The following is an 8,337-nucleotide window of genomic DNA, read 5'->3' on the forward strand; positions in this document are numbered from 1 at the left end:
TATAAGGCCCGCTTAATGCGGGCCTTATTCTTTCTGAAACCGTTCCCCAAAGATATTTTGTTTGCGAAAATCGGCTTTAGTCTGTATAAGTTTCGCCGTGCTTAATTCTTTTTGATTTCGTACACGAAAAATATAAAAAACATTCATTTGGAGGATATTGTGAAAAAAGTACTGTCTTTGTTGGCGATCACCCTGATGCTGGTTGGCCTGAGTGGTTGCATGGACGATCCGGACGCATCCAAACAAAAAGTTTCAAGCTCTACTTCCGTACAGCTCTAAAACTAACCGCAAGGCCCGCTTCGGCGGGCCTTGTCTTGATAGCTGATTTTTTTCCTAATACCTTCTTCTCGAATCAAGTGCTTTCGGTGGCAATCTCCGCCATCGCATTCGCAATCCATTCTTCCGCGGCGGCATTGATCTCTTTAGCCGTTTTGCCGGTAACGTCGATGGTCGGTCCGATCTTGACCTTAATTACACCGGGGTACTTTAAAAAACTGTTGCGCGGCCAAAATTCGCCGGCATTATGAGCTAGTGGTATCACTGGAAAACCGGATTTTTGTGCCAACATCGCGCCACCGGCATTGAATTTTTTGGAGTCGCCCGGCGCGACACGAGTGCCTTCCGGAAACACCAGCACAAACAGACCTTCCTTGAGGCGGGCCGTGCCTTGTTCCAACAACATTTTCAGCGCCTCTTTCTGCGCGCTTCGATCGATCGCGATTGGTTTTAACGTTGCCAAGCCCCAGCCGCCGAACGGAATGCGTAATAACGACTCCTTCAAGACCGCAGTTTGCGGCGAGATAAACTGGCGCAGCGCGATAGTCTCCCAGGCTGATTGATGCTTGCTCAGTATCACCGCCGCGCCGTTCTTGGGAACGTTTTCCAATCCCTTCACCTCGCAACTCAAACCGCAGCATAGCTTGAGCATAAACATCAGGTAGTTTATCCAGATATCGGCGATTTTATACCGCAGTTCGAACGACAACGGTATTGCCCCCAGTATCAGTACGCCGACAATCGGGGTGGAAAACAGGATGTAAATAAAGAATAACGTGGAGCCCAAATAGACCCGGAAATCAGCTTTGCGTGACGATGAAGTTGGCTGCGTCATAAAGAGTGTCGAAGATAGGACAGTTAAGTTCGGGGTGATTGCCAAGGGTTTTCTCGCCCTTGCCGGTTTTGACCAGAATGGGCTTGGCGCCGGCCGCTTCGGCGGCTTGCAGGTCACGTAGCGAGTCGCCAATCGCGTAAACCTGATCCAACTCTGCTTGGTAATCGGCCGAGAAGCGGCGAAACAGACCGGCTTTGGGTTTACGACAGTCGCAGACGTCCTCGGGGCCGTGCGGGCAAAAATAGATCGCCTCGATGGCTCCGCCCGTCTCGGCCGTCATTTGTTGCATTTTTGCGTGGATCGCGTCCAGCGTGGCAAGATCGAGCAAGCCGCGCGCTATGCCCGACTGATTGCTGACCACAACCACCTGGAAGCCGTGGCGATTGAGTAGCGCAATCGCCTCCAAACTACCCGGCAATGGCTGCCATTCCTCCGGTGTCTTGATAAAGGCGTCGGAGTCGATGTTGATGGTGCCGTCGCGGTCCAGAATGACGAAACGCCGGCTCACGCTTGCAGTTTCGAGATGTCGGCAATTTTCAGGAATTGGCTGGACAATTTCGCCAGCAGCGCCAAACGGCTGTTGCGCAACGCCTCGTCGTCGGTATTGACCATGACGTGGTCGAAAAACGCATCGACCGTATCGCGTAGCTGTGCCAGACGGCTCAAAGCCATTGGGTAATTTTGTTCGGCCAGCAACGGCAAGATGGCGGACTCAGCTTCCTCGGCGGCGACTAGCAGATTTTTTTCCTGGGCCTCGACCAAATTCCCGATGGTGTCGGAAACCGGCTGCTCGGACTTTTTCAAGATGTTGATGATGCGTTTGTTGGCTGCGGCCAGGCTTTCGGCTTCGGGCAGGGCGCGGAAGGACTGCACCGCTTTCATCCGCAACCAGAAATCGAACGGCCGGGTCGGATTAATCGCCAACACCGCTTCGAATTCGTCGCTGCTGAAGCCTTGATCCAGGCAATAGCCTTTCAACCGATCGAAGATGAAGCCGACGACTTTTTGCCGGGTTTCGGCCTGGTCGAACTTATGGCTGAATTGCGCCAAGGCCGCGTCCAGCAGTTCGACGACATCCAGATCCAGGCCGTTTTCGATCAAGGTACGCAAGATGCCCAAGGTGGCGCGGCGCAAGGCGTAAGGGTCCTTGTCGCCGGTCGGAATCAGCCCGGCGCTGAAGATGCCGGCCAAAGTATCAATTTTTTCCGCCACGGCCAACGCCACGCTGATGGGGGCTTTGGGAATCTCCCCGCCGGATTGTTTCGGAAAATATTGTTCTTCCTGGGCATTGGCAACCGCCGCATCCTCGCCGTCGGCCGCCGCGTAGTAGCGGCCCATGGTGCCTTGCAGGTTGGTGAATTCGCTAACCATGTTGGTCAGCAAATCGGTCTTGGCCAGCAAGGCGGCGCGTTTTGCCAGCGCAACGTCGGCGCCAAGCTGTTCGGCGATCAAACCGGCCAGTTGGGCGACCCGTTCGGTCTTGTCGAACAAGGTGCCCAGGTCTTTTTGAAACACGATGGTTTTCAGGCTGTCGACGCGGTCGGCCAGGGATTGCTTTCTATCCTGTTTCCAGAAGAATTCGGCATCGACCAGACGCGGCAATACCACCCGCTCGTTGCCGGCGCGAATCGAAGCCGGATTGGAGCTTTCGATGTTAGCGAAGGTAATGAAATGCGCCAGCAAGCCGCCTTGCGCATTCTTGACAGGAAAATATTTCTGGTTGGACTGCATCGTGGTGATCAACACCTCCTGCGGCAGTTCCAGGAAGCGGGCGTCGAAATTGCCGACCACCGGCACCGGCCATTCGTTCAAGGCCGCGACTTCTTCCAGCAACTCTTCCTCGATATGGGCGATGCCGCCCAATGCGGTCGCCGCCTGCTGGGCGCCGGTTTCGATCTGCCGCATGCGCTGTTCGAAATCGACGGTGACTTTCGCCGCCAACAATTTTTCGACGTATTCGTTCGGATGGCTCAACTCGATCGGATTTGGTGCGTGCATGCGATGGCCGAAACTATGGCGGCCGGTTTTCAAGCCCAAGATGTCGGCGTCGATAATTTCACTACCGAACAGCAACACCGCATTGTGCACCGGCCGCACGAATTCGTGATCGTAGTCGCCCCAGCGCATGCGCTTGGCGATCGGCAATTGCGTCAGACTTTTACGAATAATGTCCGGCATCAATTCAGTGGTCGGCTGGCCTTTGACCGCTTGCTTGAAAATCAACCACGCACCCTTGTCGGTTTCCAGTTTCTCCAATTGCTCGAAACTGGCGCCGCAACTGGATGCAAAACCCAATGCCGCCTTGCTCGGCGCGCCGTCCGGCCCGTAAGCCGCTTGCAGCGCCGGACCGCGTTTTTCGACGACCTTGTCCGCCTGCTGGCTGTCCAGATTGCGAATCAAAACGGCCAAACGGCGCGGCGTGGCATAGGCCTTGGCTTCGCTGAAATTCAAGCCGGCGTCTTTCAAGCCGGCGACCATGCCGTCCAATAACGACTGGCTGAGTTTTTCCAGGGATTTTGGCGGTAATTCTTCGCCGCCCAGTTCGAATAATAAATCTTGAGTGATCGTCACAGCGTTTGCCTATGGTGCAAGGTTTATAGGTGTTGTAAATGTTCGATACAGGCATCGTAGGGATGCTGCTTTAAATAACTGAGCCAATTCGACAAACGATTAAAACTGTCGCCGGATTTCAAATCGCGAAATAACCGTTTGAATCGCGAATCGTGTTTGCTGGTGGCCGTTTTGGTTTGTTTTTGCAACGCACTTCGTTCGTCGGGTAAGCCGTAGGCGCTTAAATCGATATTGGCCGATTTTGCCTCATCCAATATCCATTGTTCGATAGGCGGATGCAAAATCAAATAATGGTTTTTGAGCGGATGCTTATAAAGCCTTAATCCCGATTTATCCGCAAGCAATGTCAATTCGTTTAAATAGGGTGTTTGCTTTTTGTCGTCATCCAGCACGCCAACCGCGAAACCATCGGCAAATCGATTGCGCATGACTTTGGTTACCGTGCTGCAACCGGATTGGTGGTTGGATTTGCTTAACCCTTGAACCAAGGCTTCGGTCAGCATGGTATCAATAAAGCACTCCGGCAGGATATGGTTATCCATGATGAGTGAATCTTTCGTAATTAAAGAACACATCGATACCGTAGTCGTATACTTCGGTTAATTCGGCATCGGTCAAGCGGTTAATTACCGTTTGTCCATCTTGATAATCGATAATAAAGACGGCCAATTCCTCGCGGCTTTGTTCCAAGAACGCATTCAGTACATACGGGCTATGGGTGGCGATAAAAAACTGATTGGTGTTGGCCGCAATGACTTCCTGGGTAATGTGGGCAATATACGGCGGAAAGCAATGGGCTTCGGGTTCTTCGAACAGTAGAATTGAATCGGTGTTCGAAGCGATTGCAGCTTTGAAAAACACCATGCGTTGTAAGGTGTCAGCAATAGCTGTAAAGGGTAATGAAATAACCGAGTTGTCGTCTATCTCTTTAATAATTCTTAGCGTGTGACTCGTCTTGTCAAAAAGTAGTCTTAAACGATACTCTTGAAATAGCTTAGATAGCTCTTGTTTTAATGCTCCTTTTTGCGCAACCTGAAACAAGTTGGTGCCGTTTGGAGGTATTAGCTCTTTCAGAGAATGTCTATCAAAATTAAATGTGCTTGGAAATCTATAATACCTAAAATTTGACTCACCGTATCCTTGAGTGTGATATAAAACGCTAAGATCCTGATTTACTTCTAATGAGGTTTCGCCCCTATATGCTGGGCCTGATTTTATTGTTATTGTTATCTGTTCTTTGTGATCGATCTCTTCTAACTTTATAGATAGAGTGCTAGAGTCGTCTGTGATAACCTCAATAGTTTTTTCAGTGTTTCCATCAAAAAACATTTCCTCCAAACTGTCTAGTTTGACAAACTGAGTAATTTTGTCGCTTTGACTATATTGAATATAAGGCAACGAAAATAGCCCAATCGCCTCCAAAATATTCGATTTGCCGACATTCGGCTTTCCAATCAGCAAATTAATTCGCTTGCAGTCCTGCAATGTCGCGTCTTTCAGCGACTTGAAGTTGCGAATTTGTACCGAATTGAAAAACGCGCTCACGTTATTTCCGTTTAACTAAGGCACATCGGAAAACCCAAACTCTCCCGCCGGGCATAGTAGGCTTCGGCAACCGACTTGGCCAGATTGCGCACCCGCAAGATGTAACGTTGGCGTTCGGTGACCGAGATGGCGTGGCGCGCATCGAGCAGGTTAAACGAGTGGGACGCTTTCAAGACCATTTCATAGGCCGGCAACGGCAGATTTTGTTCGAGCAGTTTTTGACATTCCGCTTCGAAGGTATCGAAGCATTGGAACAGGAATTCCACGTTGGCGTGTTCGAAGTTGAAAGCCGACATCTCCACCTCGTTTTGGTGGAACACGTCGCCGTAAGTCACGACGCCTTGCGGGCCGCGGGTCCAGACCAGATCGAACACCGATTCCACGCCTTGCAGATACATCGCGATCCGCTCCAGGCCGTAAGTAATTTCGCCGCTGACCGGTTTGCATTCCAGGCCGCCGACCTGTTGGAAATACGTGAACTGGGTCACTTCCATGCCGTTCAACCAGACTTCCCAGCCCAAGCCCCAGGCGCCCAGGGTTGGTGATTCCCAGTTATCCTCGACGAAACGGATGTCGTGCTCCAGCAAGTCCAGGCCCAGATGGCGCAGCGAGCCCAAATACAATTCCTGGATGTTGTCCGGCGACGGCTTCATGATCACCTGGAATTGGTAATAATGCTGCAGACGGTTGGGATTTTCGCCGTAACGGCCGTCGGTGGGACGGCGCGAAGGCTGGACGTAGGCCGCGTTCCAAGGCTCCGGGCCGATGGCGCGTAAAAATGTCGCGGGGTGAAACGTACCGGCGCCGACCTCCTGGTCCAGGGGTTGTAACAACACGCAACCCTGCTCCGACCAGTATTGCTGCAAGGTCAGAATCAGGCCCTGAAAAGTAGAGACATCATTGTTAGTCGTCGTCACGTCGCAAACCATTTGATGGGAGTAGATAAATGCCGCGATTATACTCCAAAAGCCCCCTCGAACGCGGCGGATGGCAACCGTTCAGCGCTGATGTTTGCTCGGGAAATTCGGTTACACTGATCGCTTCGAGTGGGGAGAAAACACTATGCGGATCGACTTGGCCAGTATCGACGACATTGCGGTCATAAGCGATTTATTGACCGAGCTGTTCCAACAAGAAGCTGAATTTTGCCCGGATTCGGCGGCGCAACAGCAAGGGCTGGCCGCCATCATAAGCGATCCGGCGATTGGCGAAATCCTGGTGGCGCGGGAGTCCGGCCGGCCAATTGGCATGGTGAGCTTGCTATACACGGTGTCCACGGCGCTCGGCGGGCGCGTGGCCTGGCTGGAAGATATGGTGGTGACAGCGAATCGGCGTGGGTCGGGGATCGGCCAAAGATTGCTGAAAGCGGCCATTGCACACGCCCAATCCGGTGGGTGCCGCCGGATCACGTTGTTAACCGACGCTGATAATTCGGCGGCACGGGACTTCTACCGGCGAGAAGGTTTTTGCGCGTCGCCGATGCGGCCTTACCGCTTATCGTTGGCGTGACCAGGTCGCGAGTGTTTGACTTTAAGCCGGTTTATTCCCCGGCCGAGGTATAGGCGTCGCGCAATATTTCTTCGGCACTGTAACCGGCTTTAGCCAGCGCTTGGGCGCGCAATATCGACAAACCCAAGCCGTGGCCGGCGCCCATGCCTTCGAATTGCCAGATTCTTCCACCTTCGAGCGCATTGATTCGGTCCGGGCAAGACGGCAATTTGAGCGTGTTGCGGAATACTTCGCAGGTCAAAATCTCCTCGCTTTCCGGATAATACAATCGAATCAGCAGTTCGCCGGATTTGCGGCGTTCGCGGCGGATAGCGTCGATGCCTTGTTCCGCGAAACGGCCTTGCAATTCAACGGCCGCGATTTGGCGAGTCCAGCGCTGGTCGCCGCCGTTGGCGAAGGGCAACCAAGTCAGGTCGTTCGCCAGCGTATCCAGTAAACGCAACAAGTTGGGATCCGTTCGTTCCGCGCCTCGTGACTTGGCGTTAGGTTCCGCGCCGAGAAAAACCATGCAATGGGTGGTGTCGCAGAGCGCGTGGTTGTCCGCGTGGCGATGTTGGCCGTGGCTGCCGTTCCAAGTCGCGACGGCTCGCATCGCCCGGCGGGCGCTGCCGGTCAGGTTTTGCGCTTCGGCGGCCAACACGCCATCGGCATAGGTTTCCGCGTCGGTTTCCAAGATCGCCGGGCCAACGCCGGTGTCGTTCAATAGACCCGCAATCATGCGCTCGGAGCGACTGCCGCGCGCGCTGGAAACCAAGGTCAACGACCCGCAGCGGCTGAAGCGGCCGGTTGGCCCGGCCAGTTCCGGGCAGTTTGGATCGGCCCGCCAGCTGTCGCGGTCGGTGGCGGACAGTAAGCGCACGCGGACGGCCGCAAATTCGGTGGGATATTGTTGTTGCCAGTGTTGCAGACGCGGCGCGGCGCTGGCCAGGACACTAGCGCCGTTGACGCCGCGCTGGCGGAAAAGCGCCAAATACACCGGATGCCCGGCCGGCCACGCCGCTAATAAGTGACCAATCTCGGCTCGCCCGTCCGTGCTTGAGACCGTGCCGGTTTTGGTGAGCGCCTGCAAGCGACGCAACACGGCCAGCTCGGTATCGGGACGAGTGGCCAACGTGGAGCCGGGCAGACTGCCGTTTTGGGCCAGGCCACGAAAATAGGCGGGCCGGCTTAACAAGGCGGCTCGCATGGTCAGCGCTAATTCGGGTAAGTCCGCGACAATCGGAAAACCGCCGTCGGTGTCGCGTTCGCCCAAATACACGCGCCAATCTTGCTCGCCAATCGGGATTAGCGGTGGATCTGGTGGCGAAGGCGCGGGCAAAAATCGTCGGTAAAGTTCGGGTTGAAATTGTGCGCGACGCTGTAGCAATTTGCCGGTATCGCTGGTCGCCAACTCGGTGGCGAGTACTTGGGGATTGGCGTCCCGCAACGCGGCCGCGTAGGGAATTTTCAACAACGAACCCGGCGGTAATGCGGTGTGTGAGTCTCCGTCTTGCTCCAGAATCCGTCCAGAAATCATATTCATCAGTAAGTAGCCCGCTCCAGCACTGACATTTTGGTCCAGCCAAGATTGCCATTGCGGCGGCGGCGCGCAGGGGCGCGCC

The 8,337-nt window shown here is 54.1% G+C and carries 8 protein-coding genes; 1 reads left to right on the plus strand and 7 read right to left on the minus strand.

The features are described 5' to 3' along the window. Window positions 1–352 precede the first annotated feature (352 nt). From AC3B8H_RS03330 to glyQ, 6 genes are read right to left on the minus strand one after another with little or no spacing between them, the layout of a single operon-like run. Entirely contained in the window at window positions 353–1,156 is an 804-nt protein-coding gene (locus tag AC3B8H_RS03330) for a lysophospholipid acyltransferase family protein (RefSeq protein ID WP_488440200.1), read from the minus strand. Continuing rightward, window positions 1,077–1,619 (minus strand): D-glycero-beta-D-manno-heptose 1,7-bisphosphate 7-phosphatase, encoded by a 543-nt coding sequence (gene gmhB / locus AC3B8H_RS03335; RefSeq protein WP_488440201.1) that lies wholly within the window; start codon window positions 1,617–1,619, stop codon window positions 1,077–1,079. Before gmhB ends, AC3B8H_RS03330 begins: the two co-directional genes overlap by 80 nt. Further along, on the minus strand, window positions 1,616–3,682 hold the full coding sequence (gene glyS / locus AC3B8H_RS03340) for a glycine--tRNA ligase subunit beta (protein ID WP_488440202.1): 2,067 nt from the start codon (window positions 3,680–3,682) through the stop codon (window positions 1,616–1,618). The genes gmhB and glyS overlap by 4 nt, the downstream gene beginning before the upstream one ends. Before the next feature lie 23 nt (window positions 3,683–3,705). Further along, window positions 3,706–4,224, minus strand: a complete 519-nt coding sequence (locus AC3B8H_RS03345; RefSeq protein ID WP_488440203.1) for a hypothetical protein — start codon at window positions 4,222–4,224, stop codon at window positions 3,706–3,708. Next, window positions 4,217–5,227: an AAA family ATPase gene (locus AC3B8H_RS03350; protein ID WP_488440204.1), complete on the minus strand. Its 1,011-nt coding sequence runs from the start codon at window positions 5,225–5,227 to the stop codon at window positions 4,217–4,219. Before AC3B8H_RS03350 ends, AC3B8H_RS03345 begins: the two co-directional genes overlap by 8 nt. 11 nt (window positions 5,228–5,238) lie before the next feature. Then, window positions 5,239–6,144 carry a glycine--tRNA ligase subunit alpha gene (glyQ, locus tag AC3B8H_RS03355; protein ID WP_488440205.1) on the minus strand — a complete coding sequence of 302 codons (906 nt, stop codon included), beginning with the start codon at window positions 6,142–6,144 and terminating at the stop codon, window positions 5,239–5,241. A 145-nt stretch (window positions 6,145–6,289) separates the two neighbouring features. Between glyQ and AC3B8H_RS03360 the strand changes: the two genes are divergently transcribed. After that, window positions 6,290–6,736 carry a GNAT family N-acetyltransferase gene (locus tag AC3B8H_RS03360; RefSeq protein WP_488440206.1) on the plus strand — a complete coding sequence of 149 codons (447 nt, stop codon included), beginning with the start codon at window positions 6,290–6,292 and terminating at the stop codon, window positions 6,734–6,736. A 31-nt stretch (window positions 6,737–6,767) separates the two neighbouring features. Here AC3B8H_RS03360 and AC3B8H_RS03365 read toward each other — a convergent pair. Beyond that, window positions 6,768–8,337, minus strand: a 1,570-nt coding sequence (locus AC3B8H_RS03365; RefSeq protein WP_488440207.1) for a hypothetical protein, incomplete at its 5' end; no start/stop codon positions are given.

This window comes from Methylomonas sp. BG-2, from assembly GCF_057766305.1.